Origin of the sequence: Frigoribacterium sp. CFBP 8751 (assembly GCF_014841545.1) — a bacterium.
GTDB lineage: Bacteria > Actinomycetota > Actinomycetes > Actinomycetales > Microbacteriaceae > Frigoribacterium.
Map to the genome: position 1 here is coordinate 90426 of NZ_JACYUB010000006.1, position 20952 is coordinate 111377.

General features: G+C 72.9%; 19 protein-coding genes. 7 read left to right on the top strand and 12 right to left on the bottom strand.

From position 1 onward, the window contains the following. The first annotated feature begins 97 nt into the window (after window positions 1-97). The 3 genes from IFT88_RS14015 to IFT88_RS14025 are packed head-to-tail and all read left to right on the top strand — an operon-like array spanning window position 98 to window position 4328. Window positions 98-802, top strand: a complete 705-nt coding sequence (locus IFT88_RS14015; RefSeq protein ID WP_192121298.1) for a PadR family transcriptional regulator — start codon at window positions 98-100, stop codon at window positions 800-802. Then, a complete protein-coding gene (locus IFT88_RS14020; protein ID WP_043594069.1) occupies window positions 799-1527 on the top strand; it encodes an ABC transporter ATP-binding protein in 729 nt (242 codons plus the stop codon). The genes IFT88_RS14015 and IFT88_RS14020 overlap by 4 nt, the downstream gene beginning before the upstream one ends. After that, entirely contained in the window at window positions 1524-4328 is a 2805-nt protein-coding gene (locus tag IFT88_RS14025; RefSeq protein WP_192121300.1) for an FtsX-like permease family protein, read from the top strand. The genes IFT88_RS14020 and IFT88_RS14025 overlap by 4 nt, the downstream gene beginning before the upstream one ends. A gap of 17 nt (window positions 4329-4345) precedes the next feature. On the opposite strand, the gene IFT88_RS16820 is transcribed toward IFT88_RS14025, so the two are convergent. Continuing rightward, window positions 4346-6763 carry a S8 family serine peptidase gene (locus tag IFT88_RS16820; protein ID WP_342212161.1) on the bottom strand — a complete coding sequence of 806 codons (2418 nt, stop codon included), beginning with the start codon at window positions 6761-6763 and terminating at the stop codon, window positions 4346-4348. 161 nt (window positions 6764-6924) lie between these two features. Between IFT88_RS16820 and acs the strand changes: the two genes are divergently transcribed. The 3 genes from acs to IFT88_RS14045 all read left to right on the top strand — a co-directional run bounded on the left by acs (window position 6925) and on the right by IFT88_RS14045 (window position 10531). After that, entirely contained in the window at window positions 6925-8982 is a 2058-nt protein-coding gene (acs, locus tag IFT88_RS14035) for an acetate--CoA ligase (RefSeq protein ID WP_192121302.1), read from the top strand. Between the two features lie 90 nt (window positions 8983-9072). Beyond that, entirely contained in the window at window positions 9073-9675 is a 603-nt protein-coding gene (locus IFT88_RS14040) for a nitroreductase family protein (protein ID WP_192121304.1), read from the top strand. 58 nt (window positions 9676-9733) lie between these two features. Continuing rightward, window positions 9734-10531 carry an isocitrate lyase/PEP mutase family protein gene (locus IFT88_RS14045; protein ID WP_192121306.1) on the top strand — a complete coding sequence of 266 codons (798 nt, stop codon included), beginning with the start codon at window positions 9734-9736 and terminating at the stop codon, window positions 10529-10531. A 364-nt stretch (window positions 10532-10895) separates the two neighbouring features. Here the strand turns inward: IFT88_RS14045 and IFT88_RS14050 are convergent, their stop codons facing one another. The 5 genes from IFT88_RS14050 to IFT88_RS14070 all read right to left on the bottom strand — a co-directional run bounded on the left by IFT88_RS14050 (window position 10896) and on the right by IFT88_RS14070 (window position 14840). Continuing rightward, window positions 10896-12083 carry a YhjD/YihY/BrkB family envelope integrity protein gene (locus tag IFT88_RS14050; RefSeq protein ID WP_137847394.1) on the bottom strand — a complete coding sequence of 396 codons (1188 nt, stop codon included), beginning with the start codon at window positions 12081-12083 and terminating at the stop codon, window positions 10896-10898. A 3-nt stretch (window positions 12084-12086) separates the two neighbouring features. After that, window positions 12087-12503 (bottom strand): DUF3618 domain-containing protein, encoded by a 417-nt coding sequence (locus tag IFT88_RS14055; RefSeq protein WP_192121308.1) that lies wholly within the window; start codon window positions 12501-12503, stop codon window positions 12087-12089. Beyond that, window positions 12484-12912 carry a phage holin family protein gene (locus IFT88_RS14060; RefSeq protein WP_192121310.1) on the bottom strand — a complete coding sequence of 143 codons (429 nt, stop codon included), beginning with the start codon at window positions 12910-12912 and terminating at the stop codon, window positions 12484-12486. The genes IFT88_RS14055 and IFT88_RS14060 overlap by 20 nt, the downstream gene beginning before the upstream one ends. Continuing rightward, window positions 12905-13315: a hypothetical protein gene (locus IFT88_RS14065; protein ID WP_043594082.1), complete on the bottom strand. Its 411-nt coding sequence runs from the start codon at window positions 13313-13315 to the stop codon at window positions 12905-12907. The genes IFT88_RS14060 and IFT88_RS14065 overlap by 8 nt, the downstream gene beginning before the upstream one ends. Window positions 13316-13451: 136 nt before the next feature. Further along, complete coding sequence (locus IFT88_RS14070) at window positions 13452-14840, bottom strand: glycosyltransferase 87 family protein (RefSeq protein WP_192121312.1); 1389 nt, start codon at window positions 14838-14840, stop codon at window positions 13452-13454. Between the two features lie 103 nt (window positions 14841-14943). Between IFT88_RS14070 and IFT88_RS14075 the strand changes: the two genes are divergently transcribed. After that, a complete protein-coding gene (locus IFT88_RS14075; RefSeq protein WP_249409055.1) occupies window positions 14944-15477 on the top strand; it encodes a MarR family winged helix-turn-helix transcriptional regulator in 534 nt (177 codons plus the stop codon). 57 nt (window positions 15478-15534) lie between these two features. Here the strand turns inward: IFT88_RS14075 and IFT88_RS14080 are convergent, their stop codons facing one another. The 6 genes from IFT88_RS14080 to IFT88_RS14105 are packed head-to-tail and all read right to left on the bottom strand — an operon-like array spanning window position 15535 to window position 20950. Beyond that, window positions 15535-16518, bottom strand: coding sequence for a prenyltransferase (locus IFT88_RS14080; RefSeq protein WP_446718834.1), 984 nt, complete (start codon window positions 16516-16518; stop codon window positions 15535-15537). Continuing rightward, entirely contained in the window at window positions 16515-16931 is a 417-nt protein-coding gene (locus IFT88_RS14085) for a lycopene cyclase domain-containing protein (RefSeq protein WP_192121314.1), read from the bottom strand. The genes IFT88_RS14080 and IFT88_RS14085 overlap by 4 nt, the downstream gene beginning before the upstream one ends. Continuing rightward, window positions 16928-17302 (bottom strand): lycopene cyclase domain-containing protein, encoded by a 375-nt coding sequence (locus IFT88_RS14090; RefSeq protein ID WP_192121316.1) that lies wholly within the window; start codon window positions 17300-17302, stop codon window positions 16928-16930. Before IFT88_RS14090 ends, IFT88_RS14085 begins: the two co-directional genes overlap by 4 nt. Further along, window positions 17302-19005 (bottom strand): phytoene desaturase family protein, encoded by a 1704-nt coding sequence (gene crtI / locus IFT88_RS14095; protein ID WP_192121317.1) that lies wholly within the window; start codon window positions 19003-19005, stop codon window positions 17302-17304. The genes IFT88_RS14090 and crtI overlap by 1 nt, the downstream gene beginning before the upstream one ends. Then, window positions 19002-19883 (bottom strand): phytoene/squalene synthase family protein, encoded by an 882-nt coding sequence (locus IFT88_RS14100; protein WP_043594088.1) that lies wholly within the window; start codon window positions 19881-19883, stop codon window positions 19002-19004. The genes crtI and IFT88_RS14100 overlap by 4 nt, the downstream gene beginning before the upstream one ends. Further along, complete coding sequence (locus IFT88_RS14105; protein ID WP_342212162.1) at window positions 19880-20950, bottom strand: polyprenyl synthetase family protein; 1071 nt, start codon at window positions 20948-20950, stop codon at window positions 19880-19882. The genes IFT88_RS14100 and IFT88_RS14105 overlap by 4 nt, the downstream gene beginning before the upstream one ends. Window positions 20951-20952 lie beyond the last annotated feature (2 nt).

Here is a 20952-nt window from a genome sequence, read left to right on the forward strand (position 1 = left end):
GCCGGGCATACTCGGTATGCACGAGCGCCGCAGGGCGACGTCGCCACTCGATCACAGGAGGCCACGTGACGGCACGACCGGACGGCGGGGCGGCCGCATGACCGTGCGACTCGGCCTCTTGGCGATCCTCGACCAGGGCCCGGGCTACGGCTATCAGCTGCGCAGCGAGTTCGACCGGCGCACCGGGTCCACCTGGCCGCTCAACGTCGGCCAGGTGTACTCCACCCTCGACCGGCTCGACCGCGACGGGCTCGTCGAGCGCGACGAGCCCGCGCCGGACGACACGTCGCCCGAGGCCGAAGGGGCACCCGCAGCCGAGGCCTCGGCGGCGGGCACCACGCAGCCCGCGGGCGAGCAGCAGCGGCTCTGGCGCATCACGGCCGCCGGACGGGCCGAGGTCGCCCGCTGGCTCGGCACGGCCGTCGACACCCCCGACGCCACCCGTGACGAGCTGCCGCTCAAGTTCGCCCTCGCCGCGACCCTGCCGGGGGTGGACGTGGCGACGCTCGTGCAGACGCAGCGCCGCGCCTCCTTGGCGAAGCTGCAGCGGCTGACCCGCACCAAGCACGCCGGCGGCGACCCGGGCGCGCCCGGCGAGTTCGCCTGGCGCCTCGTCGTCGACTCGATGATCTTCGCGGCCGAGGCCGAGGTGCGCTGGCTCGACCACGTCGAGTCGAGCCTGCGTCGTGCGTCCCTCACCGAACGGCAGTGGGCGGTCGAGGGCGTGGCCCCGACGACGGGTGTGCCCCGATCCCCGGCCCTGACGCCGGACCCGGCACCCACCGCGCGAGGCCGGTCGTGACCGGGCGCGCCGAGGTGCTGACCCTGCTCGGGGTGGGGCACGAACACGGAACCGGCGACCTCGCCCGTACCGCCCTCGACGGCGTGAGCCTGACCGTCCTCGAGGGCGAACTGGTCGCCGTCATGGGCGCGTCCGGCTCGGGCAAATCGACCCTCTTGGCGATCGCGGGCGGCCTGACGACGCCGACCGCCGGGCACGTGCAGGTCGACGGCACCTGGCTCGCCGACCTGAGCGCGGCCGAGGTCGCCCGGGTGCGACGCCGGTCGGTCGGCTTCGTGTTCCAGCAGTTCAACCTCGTCTCGACGTTGACCGCGGCCGAGAACGTCGCCCTGCCGCTCGAACTCGACGGCATCGGCACCCGTGCCGCCCGGCGTGCCGCCGACGACGCCCTGGCCGCCCTCGGCCTCGCCGGTCGCGGGCGGGCCTTCCCCGCCGAGCTCTCGGGCGGCGAGCAGCAGCGGGTCGCCATCGCGCGCGCCCTCGTCGGCAGCCGTCGCCTCGTCCTCGCCGACGAACCGACCGGCGCGCTCGACAGCAGCACGGGCGACGAGGTCATGGGCCTGCTGCGCGAACGGGTCGACGCAGGTGCCGCAGGCCTGCTCGTCACGCACGACGCCCGACACGCCGCCTGGGCCGACCGGATCGTGTTCCTCCGCGACGGCCGCCTCGTGGACGAGTCCGCGCCGCGAGGGCCCGAGTCGCTGCTGACCCCGGAGGCGCGGTGACGGTCGGCGGCCTCGTCGCGCGTCGCCAGGTGCTCAAGCGCCTGCGCGAGTACGTGATGGTCGTGCTGCTGATCGCGCTGCCCGTGGCCGGCGCCTCGGGGGCGGCGGTGCTCGTCGCGAGTGCGATGCCGACGACCCGCCAGGAGATCACCTCGACGCTGGGCCACACGGCCGCCCGGGTGCACTGGACCGGCTACGAGACCCGGCAGTCCGTCCGGGGGCTGAACCAGTGGTCGGGCGACGAGGTGACCTACCGCGCGCCGGCCGACGTCGTGCCCGGGGTCGACCGGACGCTCACCCTGCGCACCCTCTGGACCCGGGTCGGCACGTCCCCTGCCGGCGTCGTGATCGGACCGGTGACGGACCCGGCCTTCGAGGGCCGCTACGTGCTCGAGCGGGGGCGGGCCGCCGAGCAGGGTGACGAGGTGCTCGTCACGCCCGCCCTCGCCCGCGACGACGGGCTCGAGACCGGGTCGACCACGAGCCTCCACCGCGTTCCCGGCGCCGACGGTGCACGCGACCTCGAGGTGACGGTCGTCGGCATCATGTCCGAGGTCGGCGGCGGCACGGACGACCGACAGGTGTTCGCCCGTGACGACCTGGCGGCGGGTCTGCCCGACCCGTCGTCGACGGCCTCCTCGTCGTCGACCGAGCAGTACCTCGTGGGCGACGCCGTCGACTGGGCCGAGGTGCGCGAGTTGGGACGCGCGGGATTCGTCGTCTGGTCGGCCGCGGTCGTCGCCGACCCTCCGCCCGACGGCACCCCCGGCCTCGAGAGCGAGGCGGGCTACGGCAGCACGGGCACCTACGCCGCCCTCGGCGTGGTCTTCGCCGTGTTCGCCGGCGCCGAGGTCGCGCTTCTCGCGGGGGCGGCCTTCGGGGTGGGGGCCCGTCGGCAACGCCGCACCCTGGCCGTGCTCGCCGCGGTCGGGGCCGATCAGCGCACGCTGACGCGCGTCGTGACGCGACAAGGGGTGTGGGTCGGCGTCGTCGCCGCCGTCACCGGCCTCGCGGTGGGCGTCGACCTCGGCATCGGCGTCGTGGCCCTCTCCCGGCGAGCCGGTGTCGACGTGGGCCCGTTCGCGTTCTGGGGCGTTCATGTCCCCGGTGTCGCGGTCGCGGGCATCGGGCTCTTCGCCGTCGCGGTGTCGTGGATCGCGGCCGTCGTGCCCGCGCGGCGTGCCGCCCGGGTCGACGTGATGGACTCGCTGCGCGGCGGGACGGCCTCCGGCGCGGTGGACGCCGCGTCGGACCGGGGTCGTGATCGCGGCCGACGAACCGCCGTGCTCGCCGGCCTCCTCGTCGTCGGCGGCGTGCTCGCCTGCTTCGGCGCGGGATGGGTTTCGTACGCCACATCGGTCACGGTCGGCTCACGATGGTGGTGGGTGGCGTTCGTCGGCCTCGCGGTCTCCGCCGTGGCCGCTCTCGTCGGCGTCCTGCTGCTCGTGCCGACGCTCGTCCGTCGGCTCGGGCGCGCGTCCACGCCGGCACCCGTGCAGTTGAGGCTCGCCCTGCGCGACGCCGCCCACGGGGTCGCCCGCACCGCTCCCGCCGTGGCGGCCGTCACCACGGCGGTGTTCGTCGCGGTGTTCGGCGTCTCGATGTCGACCGCGGCCGCACGACAGTCCGAGGACTCCTTCTACCGCCCCTACCCGGCGGGCACCGTGGCGATCTCGTACGACCAGGCGTCCGACCTCCGCGTGCCGGGCGGCTCGACCGAGGCGGCCTCGCTCGACTCCGCGGCCGTCGCCGCCGTCGCGCGCGACCTCCCGGTGGGCGACCGTACCGTGTGGCAGACCCCGGTCCCGAGCGGTTACGACTCGAACGGCGCCCCGGTGGCGGTCGCCGCGATCACGCCGTGGGCCGTGCTGACCGTCCCCGACCGCTGCGACTCGTCGACGGGGCGCCTCGCGGGGTTGTCGTACCGCGAGGCGCAGCGGATCACCGATGCCGACCCGGCCTGCGCCTACCCGCTCGGCTCGTCCACGTCCCAGGACAACATCATCGTGACCGACGAGGACGGCCTTGCCGTGACCCTGGGGGCCGCTCCGTCCACGGCCGCCCGAGCCGCGTTCGAGTCGGGCGGCGTCATCGCCTTCGACCCGTCGCTCGTCGTCGACGGCGAAGCCACCATCGGTCTCGCCACCCCGGCCGAGGTCGCCGACGGCTTCGACGCCTCGGCCACCCCGACCACGTCCGTGTCCCTCCCCGCCGTCGTCCAGCGTCCGACGACGCTCAGCACCGGGGCCGTCCTGATGAGCCCCGCGACCGCCGAGCGACTGGGGTTCGAGCTGACCCAGCGTGCCGTGGTGATGGCCACCGACCGGCAGCCGACCGAGGACGAGGCCGCCGACCTCCGAGCCGCGGTCACCACCGCCACCGACGGCCGGGCGACGTTCGAGACGACCCCCGTCGACCGCAGCCTCGACCTGGCACTCGTGCTGGCACTCGTCGCGACGACCCTCGTCTGTGCCGCGGCAGCCGCGGTCGCCCTGGGTCTCGCCCGCGCCGAGGGGCTGAGCGACCAGGTGACCATGCAGGCCGTCGGAGGCACGGACGCCCAGCGACGCGCCATGTCGTTCTGGCAGGGCGTGGTGGTCGTCGGCACGGGTGCCGTACTGGGCACCATCCTGGGCCTGGTGCCGACGGGGGCCATGGTCTGGGCCTCCGACCTACCGTTCACCCCACCGTGGTGGGTGCTGGTCGTCGTCGTCGTCGGGCTTCCCCTCGTCGTCGCCACCGGCAGTGCCCTGACGAGCCGTCGACCGCGCTCCCTCGTGCGGCGACCCGTGCTGGACTGACGAGCGCGTCGGCGTCGCTACCGGGCCTCGTCGACGGGACGACGCCGCCCGACGCCGACGCCGACGACGCCGACGCCGAACACGACGATCAGCAGGGCCGCGAGAGCCACCGGGCCCGGCTCGGAGCCCGTCCAGGCGAGAGCATCCGAGGAGGCGCGGGCCGGCTCGGCGGCGATCCGGCGTCCCGAGGCACCCGCGTCGAGCACGGTCCCGCCCGGCCGCGCACCCGGGGCGGGCGACGTGGGCCCCTGGCCGGCCGGCGCGGCCTCGGGCCCGACCGGGACGCCGCTCTCGTCACCCGGCACGGGAACGGGGAGCGGGTCGACGGCGAAGAGGACGACGGGGCCGGTGGCCGAGACGACGTCGTCCACCGTCCGGGTGACGGCCGAGACGTGCCAGTCCCCCTCGGCGAGGCCGGAGAACGTCGCGCTGAACGTTCCGTCCTGCTGGGCGCGGACCGTGGTGGACACGGCAGCGGCCGCCACGGCCCGGGTCGACGCGAGAACCTCTGCGGCGGGCTCCATGGTGACGGTGACGCGGGCGGAGTCGATCGAGGTGCCCTCGACGACCACGTCCTGCCCCGAGGGCACCCGTGCCCCGCCGGCGGGTGAGGTGACGACCGGGCCGGCCAGCGCCTCCTGCACCTCGACGTCGACGACCGCGCTCGCGCCCGACGACCCGACCACGGCGAACGTCGAGGGGCCCGGCGGGGTGCCGGGCGAGAGCCGGACGGGCAGCTGGACCCGCCCACGCTCGTCGGCGACGGTCGACGTCGACTCGTCGAACGCGTCCCCCTCGGCCCGGACCGTCTCGCCGGGCACGAAGCCGGTGCCGCGCAGGGTGGCCGCCGCGCCCGCCCGCAGCGTGCCGTCGGGGGCGACGACGACCGGACCGAGCGACAGGTCTTCGGTCACGGCGGCGAAGGCGTCGACCATGCCGGCCCCGAAGTACTCGGCCGGGGTCTCACCGCCGGCCTGACGGGTGAGCAGGTCACGCAGCTGGGCCGGGGTCGCGTCCGGATGCACGCTCGCCAGCAGGGCCGCGACCCCGGCCACGTGCGGAGCCGCCATCGAGGTCCCGCTGAGGGCGGCGAACCCGCCACCCGGCACCGTGCTGAGCACGGCGGACCCGGGGGCCGTCAGGTCGACGACGCCCGCCCCGTAGTTCGAGAAACGGGACTTCTCGATCGAGCCCCCGGTGCCCTGCTGGGCCGACGAGACCGTGACGACGCCGTCGACCTCGGCGGGCAGCTGCGCGCACCCCTGCGAGACGTCACGCCCCGACTGCGGGGTCGAGTCGTTCGGGCTGAGCGAGTCGGTCGTCTTGTGGGCGAGGTCGACGGCGACGGCACCGGTCGCGGCGTTGCCGACGGCCGCCACGTCGAGGACGCCCTCGTGCTGCGACCAGGCGACGGCCCGCGCGACCGCCTCGAGGGCCGGGGCCTGGTCGGGGTCGGCCGAGCACCAGGCGGCCCACGGGTCGACGAAGAGGCTGGCGTTCGTCACGTCCATCTGCTGCTGCGCCGCCCACATGTAACCGCAGATCGCGTACTCGGGGTAGATGAAGCCGTTCGCGTCGACGACCTTGACGCTCGCCAGCCGCACGCCCGGGGCGACGCCGACGACACCCCGGCCGTCGTCGGCCGCGGCGATGACGCCCGCCACGTGGGTGCCGTGTTCGCGCGTGCTCGTCGCGGCGTCGGGTGAGGGCGCCCAGGCGGCGGGGTCGCTGTCGGCGACGCCGTCCACGCTGCAGCCCACCGAGGCGGCCGGGTCGACCTGCGAGGCGAGGTCGGGGTGCGTCGCATCGATCCCGCTGTCGAGCACGCCGACCAGCACGTCGCGGCTGCCGGGCTGCACCGCCCGCGCCTCGGCCGCGTGCACGGCCTGGTCGTTCCACCCTCGCTCTTCGGCGGGGTCGGCCACGTCGGTCACCCGCTCGGCCAGGCCGGTCGACTGCACGCCGACCGTCGGGGCCGGCGCGGAGCCCGCGTCGTCGCGCGGGCCGGCTCCGGCCGTCGTCCGGACGGCGGCCGTCCGCGTCGGACCCGCCGATCCGACCGCCGAGGAGGCGCGGACCCGGTCGACGAAGTCGGCTGCGGTCGACCGCGCGGTCACCACCCCGATCTCGTCCCACCGGGCGAGGACGGTGCCGCCCGCGGCGACCACGGCGGCCGACGCCGCGTCGGTCGCGACGGCACCGGGCGCGGCGTTGACGACGTAGGTCATCGCGTCGACGGCGGTCGGCACCGAGCTCGAGGCGGGCGAGGACAGCTCGGGGACGGCGGTCGTCGGGGCCGGAGACGAGGTGGCGGTCGCCGGGGCGTCCGCGGCGAAGGCCGTGACCGGTGCGAGCACGAGCACCGCGGCGAGCGCCGCCCCACCCAGTGCGCGGGTCGATCGACGAGCGAGAGGACGTCGAGGGCTGCTGATCACCTGGCAACGATAGGCGGCGACGCATCACGACGGGGTCACGATCCTGCCGCCTGGGCAGGACTCGGTCGCACGCCTCGTCCCCACCTTCCGGATCGCCCGCGCGTTACGCAGCGTTGCCCTGCGGCACCCGACGCCGCCGAGCCGCCCGTAGCGTGGGGCGCATGGCCACCAGCGACACCATCTCGAACCTGCTCGACGAGCGACGGACCTTCGCCGCGCCTCCCGCGCTCGTCGAGGGGGCCAACGTCACGTCCGCCGAGCACGCGCGGGCGGCCGCCGACCCCGTGGCGTTCTGGGCCGAGGCGTCGCAGCGGCTCGACTGGCACACGCCGTGGACGGTCGCGCACACCTGGAAGCCCGTGACCGAGGGGCCGGGCGGCGAGCTCACGGTGCCCGAGGCGACCTGGTTCGCCGACGGCACGCTCAACGTCGCCGTCAACTGCGTCGACCGGCACGTCGACGCCGGTCTCGGCGACAAGGTCGCCCTGCACGTCGAGGGCGAGCCCGGCGACCGCCGCGACATCACGTACGCGCAGCTGCAGCGCGAGGTCGTGAAGGCCGCCAACGGCTTGCGGTCGCTCGGCGTGGGGAAGGGCGACCGCGTGGTCGTCTACCTGCCGGTGATCGCCGAGACGATCGTGGTGACCCTCGCCATCGCCCGTCTCGGTGCCATCCACTCGTTGGTCTTCGGCGGGTTCTCGGGCGAGGCGCTGAAGTTCCGCGTCGAGGACACCCGCGCCAAGCTGCTGGTCACGACCGACGGGCAGTTCCGTCGTGGCACCGCGGTGCCGGTCAAGGCGAACGCCGACCACGCGGTCAGCGGCGACAACGAGATCGAGCACGTGCTCGTCGTCCGGCGCACCGGCGAGCAGACGCCCGACGTGCCGTGGACGGACGGCCGCGACCTGTGGTGGCACGATGTCGTCGACGACCAGCCCGACACCGACGAGCCCGAGTACTTCGGCGCCGAGACGCCGCTGTTCATCATGTACACGAGCGGCACCACCGGGAGGCCCAAGGGACTCGTGCACACGAGCGGCGGCTACCTGACGCAGGCGAACTGGACCCACTGGGCCGTCTTCGACGCCAAGCCCGGCGACGTGCACTGGTGCACGGCCGACCTCGCCTGGGTGACGGCGCACACCTACGAGATCTACGGTCCGCTGTCGAACGGCCTGACCCAGGTGATCTACGAGGGCACGCCCGACACTCCCCACCCGGCCCGGCACCTCGAGATCATCGAGCGCTACGGCGTCACCACCTACTACACGGCCCCGACGCTGGTGCGGACGCTGTCGTCGTGGTTCCCCGAAGGATTGCCCGACACCCACGACCTGTCGTCGCTGCGCCTGCTCGGCACGGTCGGCGAGGCCATCAACCCCGAAGCGTGGGTCTGGTTCCACGAGCAGTTCGGCCGGGGCCGGTGCCCGATCGTCGACACCTGGTGGCAGTCCGAGACGGGGGCCGCCGTCATGGCCCCGCTGCCCGGGGCCGACACCCTCAAGCCGGGCTCGTCGCTGCGGGCCCTGCCCGGGCTCTCGACCGCCGTGGTCGACGACGCCGGCGAGCGCGTCCCGAACGGCAGTGGCGGCTACCTCGTGGTCCAGCGGACCGGGCCGGCGCTCGCCCGCACGGTCTGGGGCGACCCCGAGCGGTACCGCGACAGCTACTGGGCGACCTACTGGCGGCAGGGCTGGTTCTTCTCGGGCGACGGCGCGAAGTACGACGCGGACGGCGACATCTGGGTGCTCGGGCGGGTCGACGACGTGATCAACGTGTCGGGTCACCGCCTGTCGACCATCGAGATCGAGTCGTCGCTCGTGTCGCATCCGGCCGTCGCCGAGGCGGCCGTCGTCGGTGTGACCGACGAGCGCACCGGCCAGGCGATCGCGGCCTTCGTGGTGCCTGCGGCACGACCGGCAGGAGGCGCGGTGCGGGACGCCGGCGACGTCGCCGAGCCGTCGGTGTGGGCTCCGCTCGCGGGGTCGCTGTCCCCCGTGCTGCGCGCCCACGTGGCCGATCAGATCGGGCCGATCGCCAAGCCCGCGACCGTGCTCGTCGTGCCCGACCTGCCCAAGACCCGCTCGGGCAAGATCATGCGGCGGCTGCTGGCCGACATCGTCGACGGCCGGCCCCTGGGCGACACGACGAGCCTGCAGGACGAGACCGTGCCCGGACGGGTCGCGGCGATCGTCGCCGAGGCGACCCGCGCCTCCTGACGTCGGGAATCACGCGGGGGCGGGCGGAGTTGTCGTGTCCGTGGCTCGACGGCGCGCCCACCCCCTTGTCACCGAGAAGAAAGAGGCACCATGTCGATCTCCGAGTCCACCGCCCCGTCCACCGTCCGCACCGCCGAGACCAGCGTCCCCCTCGTGTCGCTCCTCGACGAGCGCTGGAGCCCTCGCTCGTTCGACCCGACCGCCGAGATCTCGGACCGTCAGCTCGACGCCCTGCTCGAGGCCGCCCGCTGGGCCCCGTCGGCCCAGAACCACCAGCCCCGCCGCTTCATCGTGGCCCGCCGCGGCAGCGAGTCGTTCGACACGATCGTCGGCACCCTCATGAGCTTCAACGCGATGTGGGCCGGCAACGCCGCGGCACTGATCGTCGCCGTCGCCGAGACCTCGACCGTCGAGGGCGACGCACGCCCGACCGCCGAGTACGACCTCGGCCAGGCCGTCGCCCACCTCACGGTGCAGGCCCACGCCGAAGGCTTCCACACCCACCAGATGGCCGGCGTCGAGTGGGACAAGATCGTCGCCGCGTTCGACCTGACCGACAACCTCAAGCCCGTCACCATCACGGCCGTCGGCGTCGTCGACGAGGCCGACAAGCTGATCGAGGCCCTGGCCGAGCGCGAGACCGCCCCCCGCGAGCGTCTGCCCCTGGGCGAGCTCGTCCTCCGGCGCGACTAGTCCCCGCCGGGATCGGCCCGGGCTGGTGCCTGCCAGCCCGGGCTGGTTGGCTGGGCGCATGTCGATCTCCAGCACGGCCGAGAAGGCCGAACTCCTCCGCTCCCTCCACGTCCCCGGCGACCCGCTGATCGTGACGAACGTCTGGGACAGCATCACCGCGCGCATCGTCGCGGGCGCACCGGGCGTGAAGGCCCTGGCCACCGCCTCCCACTCGATCAGCGAGGCGCACGGCGTCGAGGACGGCGAAGGCCTCGACGTCGACGACATGCTGGCCGCCGCCCGCATCGTGATCCGCTCGGTCGATCTGCCCGTCTCCGTCGACTTCGAGAAGGCCTACGCGACCGACGCCGCCGGCACGCTCGACAACGTCTTCCGCCTCATCGAAGAGGGCGCCGCCGGTCTCAACATCGAGGACAGCATCGGCCAGGCCAAGGCGCCGCTGTACGACATCGACACCCAGGTCTCGAAGATCGCCGCCGCCCGCCGCGCCGGCGACCGCGCCGGGGTGCCGATCGTGATCAACGCCCGGGTCGACGCCCTGGCCGGCGACCCCGATTCGTTCGACGACGCGATCACCCGCGCCAACGCCTACCTCGACGCCGGCGCCGACTGCGCGTTCGTCCTCGGTCTGGGCACCGAAGACCTCGTCAAGGCCGCCCTCGACCAGATCCACGGCAAGGTCAGCGTCATCTCGAACCCGTCGTCCGTCAAGCTCGCCCGCCTGGCCGAGCTCGGCGTCTCGCGGGTCAGCTTCGGCCCGACGACGATGGGCCTGACCCTGTCGCACCTGCGCGACGCCGCGACCACGCTCACCGCGCGCGGCGAGTACCCGTCCGAGCTCGGCTTCGAGTTCTAGCCCGCCTCGGACGCCCAGCCCCTCCACCCCGGTGTGCACTTCGCGACCATCCGAGCACGACACGCCGTCCGCAGCGCCTGTCGGGCGGCGTGTCGCCACCGCATGGTCGGGTTCGGCACGCACATCGCGCACGCGCAGGTCGGGTTCGGCACGCCCGACGAGCACGCGCAGGTCGGGTTCGGCACGCCCGACGAGCACCCGCAGGTCGGATGCGGCACGCCCACGAGCACCTGCAGGTCGGGTGCGGCACGCCGGTCGGGGCGTAAGCGACCCGGTGTCCGTTGCCGCCGCACGAGAGACGACCCGCGCCTCCCGAGCTCGTGAGAGCCGAGGAGGCGCGGGTCGCGTCGTCAGAGGACGTCACCTAGTCGTCGCGGTCGCCCTTCGAACGGTCGCCCTTCGAGTGTCCGCCGTCGGCGCGCTCGTCCTTCTTCCGGTCGGACTCGGACGCCTCGGAGCCGCCCTCGCCGTCCGGCTCGGGCACCTCGTCGCCGTTCCGCTCGATCGTCGCGGCGGCGGCCTGACGCAGTCGCATCCCGGCGAGTTCGTCCTTGGCGAGGGCCGCGGCCTTCTTCTCGCTCTGGGCGGTGTCGCGGGGCGGCAGCAGGATGTCGCGCTCGGCCCGGAGGCCGGCCTGCAACTCGCGGCCACGCTCGAGCTCGGCGTCGAACTCGGCCCCGAAGAGCAGGGCGTTGTTCGTGATCCAGAGCCACAGCAGGAAGACGATGACCGCACCGAGCGAGCCGTACGTCTTGTTGTAGTTCGAGAAGTTCGCGATGTAGAAGGCGAACCCCACGGACGCGACCAGCCAGATGACGAGCGCCACGAGCGACCCGAGGCTCATCCACTTGAACTTCGGCTGCTTGACGTTCGGGGCCCAGTAGTAGAGCACGGCGACGATCACGACGGCGATGATCGCGAGGATCGGCAGCTTCGCGATGTCCCAGACGAACACCGCGGTGCTGCCCAGTCCGACGAGGTCGCCGACCGTCTCGGCCACGGGACCACTGATGACCAGGATGAGTGCCGCGACGACGATGAGCACGACCGTGAACGCCGTGACGCCGAGCATGGTCGGGCGGAGCTTCCAGATCGGACGCCCCTCGTCGATGCCGTAGACGCGGTTCATGGCCCGACCGAAGGCACCCACGTAACCGGAGGCCGACCAGAGGGCACCCAGCACACCGACGATCAGAGCGACCCCGGCGGCCGGCGAACCGGTGAGCTGCATGATCGGGTCCCGCAGCAGGTCGGCGACCTGCGGCGAGCCGAACTGCGAGACGAGGTCGAGCAGCGTCTTGGCGGTCGAGTCCGCCTGCCCGACGACTCCGAGCAGCGACACGATCGCCAGCAACGCCGGGAAGATCGCCAGCACCGCGTAGTACGTGAGCGCGGCGGCGAGGTCGGTGCACTGGTCGCGGGTGAACTCGCGCAGGGTCTTGCCCAGCACGTACCCCCACGATGGCTTGGAGACGTCCGTCAGGTCTTGTGGCTTGCGCGAGTCGTCCTCGTCGGGTGACTGCTGTTCGCGCTCGGTGCTCTTCTGGGCCACGGGTCAGCGCCTGATCGTCTTGACGATGCCGGCGACGAGCGCCACGACGCCGACGGTGCCGGCCGCAGCGGCCGCCACGACGGGCTTCGGGTCGCTGTCGAGGCGCCGCTTGACGCTCGCCTTCAGCCGACGGGCGTGGGCGGGGACGCTCAGCTTGTCCTCGATGGCGTCGAGCGTGGCCGCGAACTCTTCACGGGTGCGGGCGAGGTCGAGCTCGATCTCGGGGATGCTCGCACCGGGGCGGGGCCCGGTGGCGTTCTCGGCGTCCTTGTCGGGCGACGTGCTGCCGTGGGCATCGGCGCGCTCCTCGGCCGCACGGGCCTCGGCGAGCTCGGCACGGGGGTCGGGCTCGTCGCCCTTGCCGCGCTTCGCCGTGCCGTGTGCGTCGTGATCGCTCGCGTCACTGCTTCTCGGAGTCATAGCTGCCCTGCCCTTTCAACGCGCTGACGTCGGCCTTCACGCTGGCGACGGCCTTCTCCGGGGTCGGCGGCACGCCCTTCTTGAGGGCCTTGATGCCGAGCAGTGCCAGCACGGCCGTGATGACGAGCAGGACGGCCGCGACGATGAGCGCCGCGAGCCAGGGAGCGACGACCGTCGCCAGCCCCAACACACCGGCCGTGATGAGCACGGCGAGCAGGAAGAAGCCGAACAGGGCGGCGCCGACCAACAAGCCGACACCTACCCCGGCCTCTTTGGCCTTGGTGGCGAGCTCGGTCTTGGCCAGCGCGATCTCGCCGCGGATCAGCCGCGAGATCAACTCGGGCAGGCTGCCGATCAGCGAGCCGAGCGAACGTTTGGTGCTCTGTTCGGGTGCCTTCAGGTCACTCACCGACCGTCACCCCCGGCAGCTTGTCGTCGTCGGGGCTGGTGCCCGCGGTCTGCTTCTTGACGTCGTCGGCCTTCTCGTTCACCTTGTCGGCGGCCTTGTGCGCCGCCTCGGTCGCCTTGGCGGCGGCCTTGTCGGTGGCGTCCGAGCCCTTGCCCGACACGGACTTCGCCTTGGAGCCGACCGCGTGGGCGGCGTCGTTCGCGACGTCCTGCGCCTTCTTGGCGACGATCGGAGCGTTCTCCTTCACGAAGCCCTCGGCCTGCTGGACGCCCTTCTGGACGGTCGGGTTCTCCCACAGGCTCTCGGCCTGGTCCTTGATCTTGACGTACGCGCCGCGACCCGCGCGGGCTCCGAGGACGTATCCGACGGCCGCTCCTGCGACGAAGAGGATCTTGCCTTTCATGGGTGCTCCTTGGCTCGTGGTGGCAGGTAGGCCTTCCACGGTGGCACGACCCGGCGCACGCGGCCCAGATTGGCCGGGCATCCGTGGACGACGCCGTCCGTCGGCATGCAGGGGACGAGCCACCCCGACGCCGGGGTCAGGAGGCGCGGGTCGCCACCAGCGGGACGCGCACCTCGAGCGCGTCGCTGCGCACCGTGGCGACCGCCAGCCGCACGAGTCGCACCGTGCACCAGCAGAACAACACCACGAGCAGGGCGTTGCGGGCGCCCAGGACGAGCACGGCCACCGGGTCGAGCTCGATCAGGGATCGGTAGAGGATCGGGAAGACCAGCGTCGTGAGCCCCGAGGCCCAGGCGGTCAACACGGCCGGCGTCCGGAACGCCTCGGGGCGCGAGGCGTACCCGACGGCCACGATCGGCACGATCCAGAGCAGGTACTGCGGCGAGCCCACCTTGTTGAAGACGACGAAGGCGAGGGTGAGGGTCAGCGCGCCGAGCAGCACCGTGCCGAACTCGTCGTCGCGGCCACGAGCCGGGACGACGGCCGCGGCGCCGGCGGACGCTGCCGACCCGCGCCTCCGGAGCCCTCCCCATCGGGGCAGGCCGAAGCTGGCCACGGCCAGGACACCCGCCAGCAGCACGAGGACGGCGAGCATGACCTGGGTGCTGTCGTTGATCATCCAGGTGTCGCCGGGGCCCATCACCTCGCGGGTGGCGAGGGCGACGTTCTGGTACACCGAGGCGCCGGGGACGCGCAGCATGGCCATCCAGAGCCAGGGCGTCGAGAGCGTCGCCTCGAGTTGCAGGGCCCGCCCCGACTGCATCGTGACGAAGCTCGTGATGTCGTCGGCCCCCCGGCCGAGCAACACGCACGACACGACGACCATGGTGACGAGCACGCCCCCGCGCAGCACGACCGCCCGGTGACGCGACCCGACGACGACCGCCGCGATGACGGCGGCGGGCCAGACCTTGATCCACGTGGCCGCCGCCAGCAGCAGCCCGGCCACCCGCGGACGCGTCGAGAGCAACATCAGGGCGGCGACGACCAACGGCGCGCTGAACCCCTCGAGTCGCAGGAACGCGACGGGGCTGAGCACGAGCGTCACGAGCAGCCACCACCAGGCGGCCCGGTTGTCGACCGTGCGTCGGCCGCGGTCGGTCAACAGCCAGAGCGCGGCGGCGTCGAGCGCGGTGAGCAGGGCCAGCCAGACGAACTGGTAGTGCTGTTCACCGAAGACGTTCGGCAGCACGATCGGCACGAGGGCCCCGGCCGGGTAGACCCACGAGAAGTCGAGGACGGGCCAGACCCCCTCGCTCAGGGCCCCCGTCGCCCAGAGGCGGTAGAGCGGCAGGTCGCCGGTGACCCCGCCGCCGATCATCAGCGGCGTGAGCGCCAGGAACACGGCGGCGTGCACGGCGACGAAACCGTAGAGCAGGCCGCGCGGATGGGCCTGCACGCGCGACCAGGTGCGGCGCAGTCGCGTGGGGAGGGGCGCAGGCGCGACGGCGCTCGAGGTGGTCACGCCTCGAATGTAAGGCCGCGGCCTTGCCGTTGTCTTTCCGGCAGGTGAATCCATCGGAAGATCCCTCTCGAGGCGGAGGTCCGACCGGTGTACGGTGCCGTCCATGGACCGACGACGTTCCGCAGACGGAGGCGAGGTCACTCCGCCGACCGACGACACGCACGCACCTCACGACCTCGGCAGCGTCGACGACGACCTCGCCGTCGACCGGGGGCGCCCGATCGGCTTCTGGCTGAGGCTCGTGGACGGGCTGATCGACCGGCGCTTCGAGGAGGTCCTCGACGAACACGGGGTCACTCGCCGTCAGTGGCAGCTGCTGAACCTGCTCGAACGGGGCCCGGCCACCCGCACCACCCTCGACGAGGCCGTCGCGCCCTTCCTCGACCCGGCCACGGGCGAGTCGAGTTCGGACCACCTCGCCGAGCTGGTCGAGAGCGGCTGGGTGAGCCTCGCGACCGACGGGGTCGGTGACGGTCGCTACGCCCTCACCGAGCGCGGGAGCCTCGCGCACCGCAAGCTCGTCGACGTCGTCGACGGCATCCGCGACGAGACGGTCCGGGGGGCCGAGCCGGGCGCCCACGCGACCACCGTGCGGTTCCTCCGCACGGCCGCGCTCAACCTCGGCTGGCGTCCCTGATCGCCCGGCCCACCCGACCCGGCGGGACGAGGGGCGACGAGCGCAGGAGGCGCGGCGTCAGTTCCGCAGGAAGACCCACCAGATCATCAGCATCGTCACGACGAACCCGCTGACGAAGTTGAGGGCCAGGAAGCGCCGCCACCCACGGTTGACTTCCTCGGCCCGGTCGTCGGTCACGTTCCACCACGGGGCGCAGCTCATCGCGTAGGGCAGGGTCAGCAGGGCCGCGAGCGGGCCGGGCCACTCGGTGAAGGTCAGCAGAACGCCGGCCAGCAGGTAGGCCACCACCGAGAGACGCACCGTCGAGCGGGCCCCGATCTCGGTCGCGATCGACGAGATGCCGCCCTCGCGGTCGGCCAGCACGTCCTGCACGGCACCGAACGCGTGACTCGCGACGCCCCAGAGGAAGAACGCCCCGAGCAGCGCCCACAGCTGGGGCGTGAACGTGGCCCCGGCCAGCACGAGACCGTAGACGGCGGGGCTGACGAAGTGCGTGCTCGAGGTGATCGAGTCGACGAAGGGGCGCTCCTTGAAGCGCAGGCCGGGGGCCGAGTAGGCGATCACCGCGAAGACGCTGACGGCCAGCACGAGCCAGCTCAGCGGACTGCCGACCGCCACGAGGAACACCAGGAACGGGACGTTCGTGATCACCGCCGCGCGCAACGTCGTGCGGTGCAGGCTGCGATCGAGCAGCGCGCCCTCGACGCCGCCCTTGCGCGGGTTGTGCAGGTCGCTCTCGTAGTCGAAGACGTCGTTGATGCCGTACATCGCGAGGTTGTAGGGGATCAAGAAGTAGAGCGCGCCGACGATCAGTACGAGCCAGTTCACCGGGCCCAGCACGTTCTCGGCCGCGGAGAAGATGATGGCCTCCGTGCCGGCCGGCGTCACGTCGATCTGGGACAGCGGCTGGTACGAGCCCAGGTACCCGGTCGTCGTCGGCGCGAGCAGCGACGTCAGCACGTACGCCGCCGCGAACGGGAACGCCGTGTTGATCCAGCTCAGGGGCCGGGACGAGACGAACAGGGCCTTGAGCGTGTTCACGAGCGCGCCTCCTTCACGGTCGTCGACCCGCCGGCCGCCGGCGCCGCGGGAGCGCGGGGCGTCTTGGGGCCGCCGAGCAGCACCCACACCGAGGGCAGCAGGACGAGCGCCGCGACCGCGTAGGCGAAGTCCTCGAGCGGGGCGATGCCCACGAAGACGCCGCTGATGCGGGCAGCGTCGTAGCCGACCAGTCCGATGCCGATCATGACGTTGTCGAACACGGCGGTCATCACGAGCAGCACGCCCGTCGCGAGGCCCGCCCCCAGCAGCCGTTCGCGTCGCCGCCGTGACGTCTCGGCCGGGGACGAGGAGGCGCGCGCGGCCCGGCCACGCACCCCTGCGGCCACCAGCGCCAGCACCCCGAGCACCGCGACGATCGACAGGAACACCGCGTTGACGGCCCAGTAGCTCACGACGCCACGCCGTCCGCCCGGCGACCGGCCCGCGCGTGGCTCTCGTCACGCCGGTCGAGGACGACCACCGCCGCCATCCGGGCTCCGGCCAGCAGGTTCATCGTCAGGTAGCAGAGCAGCGCCAGGAAGAAGAGCTCTTCGAGCGGCAGCTCGGTCGCCACCAGGACGCCGGTCATGAACGAGGTCTCGCCCCGGAAGAAGATGCCGAGGTCGATGCCCACGACGTCCCAGATCAGGAAGAACACGACGCCGACCAGCAGCGTCACCGCGGCCCGGGGCACGTCGCGCCAGAAGAACAGGTGGAACCTGCGGTCGAGCATCACCATGCCGAACAGCGAGACGAGCAACGCCGCGAGGTAGACGAACCCCATCAGCCGGCGGCGGGCTCGGGGAGCGGCTCGGTGCTGGTGTCGCCGCGCAGGTTCTTGAGCAGGACCTCGGCGCTGATCAGGCACATCGGCAGGCCGATGCCGGGGCGGACCGACCCGCCGGCGTAGAACAGCGAGTCGACGCGGGTCGAGACGTTGCCGGTGCGGAACAGGGCGCTCTGGGCGAGCGTGTGCGCGGGGCCGAGCATGCTGCCGCTCCAGGCGTTGACGTCGTCGACGAAGTCCCGCGGTCCGCGGGTGCGTCGGACCACGACGCGGTCGGCGAGGTCGGGCACGTGCGCCCACTCGGCGATCTGGGCGATGACGCCGTCGGCGAGCCGCTCGATCATCGGGTCGCCGTCACCGTCGACGTCGCCGGAGCCGAGCGCAGGGTCGGCGGGCAGCGGCACCAGGACGAAGAGGTTCGTGTGACCGGCGGGCGCCGTCGACGGGTCGACCGTGCTCGGTTTGCAGACGTACAGCGACGGCGGGTCGGGGATGCGCTTGTCGGCACCGAAGATCCGCTCGAAGTTCTCGTGCCAGTCCCGGGCGAAGAGCAGTGTGTGGTGCTCGAGCTCGGGGATCTCGCCCTCGACGCCCAGGTAGAGCAGCAGGGCGCTCGGCCCGGGGTTCTTCTTCGCCCAGTACGACGAGTCGTAGGTGCGCAGCTCGCGCGGCAGCAACTGCGTCTCGGTGTGGTGCAGGTCGGCCGCGCTGACCACGAGGTCGGCGTCGACGCGGTGCTTCTCGCCCTCGGCGTCGGTCCAGTCGACCCCGGTCGCCTCGGCGGTCGCCTTCGAGCCACGCGGCAGGGCAGCGCCCTCGGCCGCGAGCGGCTGCGTGACGATCTGCGTCACGGCCGCGCCGGTCACGACGGTCACCCCGGCCTCGACGGCCACGTCGCGGATCGCCTCGATCACCGAGATCAGGCCACCCTGCGGGTACAGCACGCCGTCGTCGAGGTCGAGCGTGCTCATCAGGTGGTACATGCTCGGGGTGTCGAACGGCGACGAACCGAGGAAGACCGCGGGGTACCCCAGGATCTGTCGGAGGCGCGGGTCGGTCACCGTGCGGGAGGCGTACGAGTCGAGGCTCGTCAGCAAGAGCCGCGCCAGCTTCGGCAGGCGCACCAGCACGTCGCCGCGCAGCAGCGGCGTGAGGCTGCCGAAGCTCGTGTAGAGGAACCGCCGCTTGGCGATCTCGTAGGTGTCGCGGGCCGAGCGCAGGTACCGGCGCATGCGTTCGCCGCTGCCGGGCTCGACGCGCTCGAAGAGCTCGACGTTCTGCTCGAGCCCGCGGGGCACGTCGATCGGTGCGCTGGCCGCGGGGTCGTCGGGCGTCGGCTCGAACAGCACGCGGTAGCCCGGGTCGAGTTCGACGAGGTCGAGGCGCTCGGCCGCCGACGTGCCCATCAGGCGGAAGAAGTGGTCGAAGACCTCGGGCATGAGGTACCAGCTCGGGCCGAGGTCGAAGCGGAAGCCCTCGTGGCTCCACGACCCGGCGCGGCCGCCGACCTCGTCGTTCTTCTCGAGCAGGGTGACCTCGTGGCCCTCGCGGGCCAGCAGCGCGGCCGAGGCCAGGCCGCTGATGCCACCACCGATCACGACGACGCGGCGGCCGTGGCGGGTGACGCTGAGGCCGTGCGACTCGTCGGGCGCACCGGTGCCGGCCCCCGTGGCCCCGCGGTCGACCGTGTCGCGGCTCATGCGCGGGCCTCGGGCAGGCGCGTGACGCGACCGGCCGCGGCCCCCGCGGCGATGCGGACCTTGACCGGGTTCGGCACGCGCACGCGCGCCCGGACCAGCGAGGAGGCGGGGGTCGCCTCGAGACGCCGGTTCAGCTCGGCGAACAGGCCGTGGGCCAGTGCCACCGCACGGCGTGAGGACGTCGGCAGCACGGGGATGATCTCGCCGCTCACGCGGAGGTCGTCGTCGATGTCTCGCACCAGTCTCGTCTTGGTCTGCTCGTCGAACGTGGTCACGTCGACGCCGGGGAAGTAGCTGCGGCCGAGCTGCTCGAAGTCGGCTGCGAGGTCGCGCAGGAAGTTCACCTTCTGGAAGGCCGCGCCCAGGCGACGAGCCCCCTCTTCGAGCTCGGCGACCGTGCTCGACGGGAAGGAGTGCCCCTGCAGGAACGCCTTCAGGCACATCAGGCCGACGACCTCGGCCGAGCCGTACACGTAGGCGTCGAACGAGGCCTGGTCGTGCTCGCGGGCGCTGAGGTCGGCCCGCATGGAGGCGAAGAAGGGTGCGGTGAGCTCGGCACCGAACCCGGTGGCGCGGGCGGTGCGAGCGAAGGCGTGCACGACCAGGTTGGGGCTGAAGCCCTCGACCAGGGCCCGCTCGGTCTCGGCCTCGAAGCCGTCGAGCAACCGGCCGGCCGCCTCGGCGCCCAGACCGGCCTCGGTCGCGGGGCCGTCGACGATCTCGTCCGCCACGCGCACGAGCGCGTACACGTTCTCGACGTGCTGCCGCACCTCGCCGCCCAGCAGGCGGGACGCCAGGCCGAAGGACGTCGAATAGCGGCGGATCACGCCTCCCGCGGTCGCGTCGGCCACGGAGTCGTACAGCGACAGGCCCGTCATCGCACCCTCTCGAGGACGTCCTGGACGACCGGCGTCAACGCCTCGCGCAACGACTCGGGCACCTCGGCCCGGTCGAGCACGTCGAGCGCACGGCGGGCGTGCTGCTCGACGAGTCCCTCGGCGAAGGAGCGGGCGCCGCAGACCTCGAGGCGACCACGGACGTGCTCGGCCTCGGCCTCGCTGAGGTCGGCCTTGCCGATGAACGGCTGGATCGTGAACCACTCGTCGGTGGTCGCGGCGTGGGCGACGAGCACCGTGCGCTTGCCCTCCCGCAGATCGCCGCGTGTGGTCTTGCCGGTCGCCTCTTCGGTGCCGAAGACGCCGAGCAGGTCGTCCACCACCTGGTACGCGACCCCGACCTCGCGGCCGAAGTCGCCCACCGCCGTGACGACGGCCTCGCCCGCACCGGCCAGGACGGCGCCCGCCTGCAGCGGTGCCTCGAACGAGTAGACGGCCGTCTTGGCGCGCTCCATCTCGAGGATCTCGTCGACGGTCGGCAGGTCGGTGGACAGTGAGAACTCGACGTCGACCATCTCTCCGCCCGCGCTGACGAAGATCGCCTCGTCGAGCAGGTCGAGCAAGCGCGTGCGGACGTGGTCCTGGCAACCGATGCCGAGCAGCATGCGGCTGGCCCCGGTCAGGGCGAGATCGCCGGCGATCACGGCGGCCGACATGCCCCGGTGCTCTGCCGCGGGGGTCGGGATGCCCGCCGTCGTCGCGGTGTCGCGATAGCTGCCCGAGACGTTGGGGATGCCGCGCCGCGAGAAGTCGCGGTCGATGACGTCGTCGTGGACGATCAGGGCCGTGTGCAGCAGCTCGAAGGCCGCGCCGACCCGGGCCACGGCCTCGTCGTCGGTGCCCCCGAGGGCGTCGTAGGCCGTGAAGACCATGCGGGGCCGGAAACGCTTGCCCCCGGCGCTGTTGCGCTCGAGCACCGACCACAGGTCGACGTATCGCCAGCCCACCGACTCGGCGCGGCGCTTGGCCAGCGCGAAGAAGTCGTCGAGGACGGCGTCGACACGATCGTGTCTCGCCCGCGTGCCTGCGTGCAGGTGATCACCGTCCACCA

Bases quoted from the DNA above. Each gene is read 5' to 3' on its own strand.
- IFT88_RS14015 (WP_192121298.1), top strand. From the start codon at position 98: ATGACCGTGCGACTCGGCCTCTTGGCGATCCTCGACCAGGGCCCGGGC.
- acs (WP_192121302.1), top strand. From the start codon at position 6,925: ATGGCCACCAGCGACACCATCTCGAACCTGCTCGACGAGCGACGGACC.
- IFT88_RS14040 (WP_192121304.1), top strand. From the start codon at position 9,073: ATGTCGATCTCCGAGTCCACCGCCCCGTCCACCGTCCGCACCGCCGAG.
- IFT88_RS14045 (WP_192121306.1), top strand. From the start codon at position 9,734: ATGTCGATCTCCAGCACGGCCGAGAAGGCCGAACTCCTCCGCTCCCTC.
- IFT88_RS14055 (WP_192121308.1), bottom strand. From the start codon at position 12,503: ATGACTCCGAGAAGCAGTGACGCGAGCGATCACGACGCACACGGCACG.
- IFT88_RS14065 (WP_043594082.1), bottom strand. From the start codon at position 13,315: ATGAAAGGCAAGATCCTCTTCGTCGCAGGAGCGGCCGTCGGATACGTC.
- IFT88_RS14075 (WP_249409055.1), top strand. From the start codon at position 14,944: ATGGACCGACGACGTTCCGCAGACGGAGGCGAGGTCACTCCGCCGACC.
- IFT88_RS14090 (WP_192121316.1), bottom strand. From the start codon at position 17,302: ATGGGGTTCGTCTACCTCGCGGCGTTGCTCGTCTCGCTGTTCGGCATG.
- crtI (WP_192121317.1), bottom strand. From the start codon at position 19,005: ATGAGCCGCGACACGGTCGACCGCGGGGCCACGGGGGCCGGCACCGGT.
- IFT88_RS14100 (WP_043594088.1), bottom strand. From the start codon at position 19,883: ATGACGGGCCTGTCGCTGTACGACTCCGTGGCCGACGCGACCGCGGGA.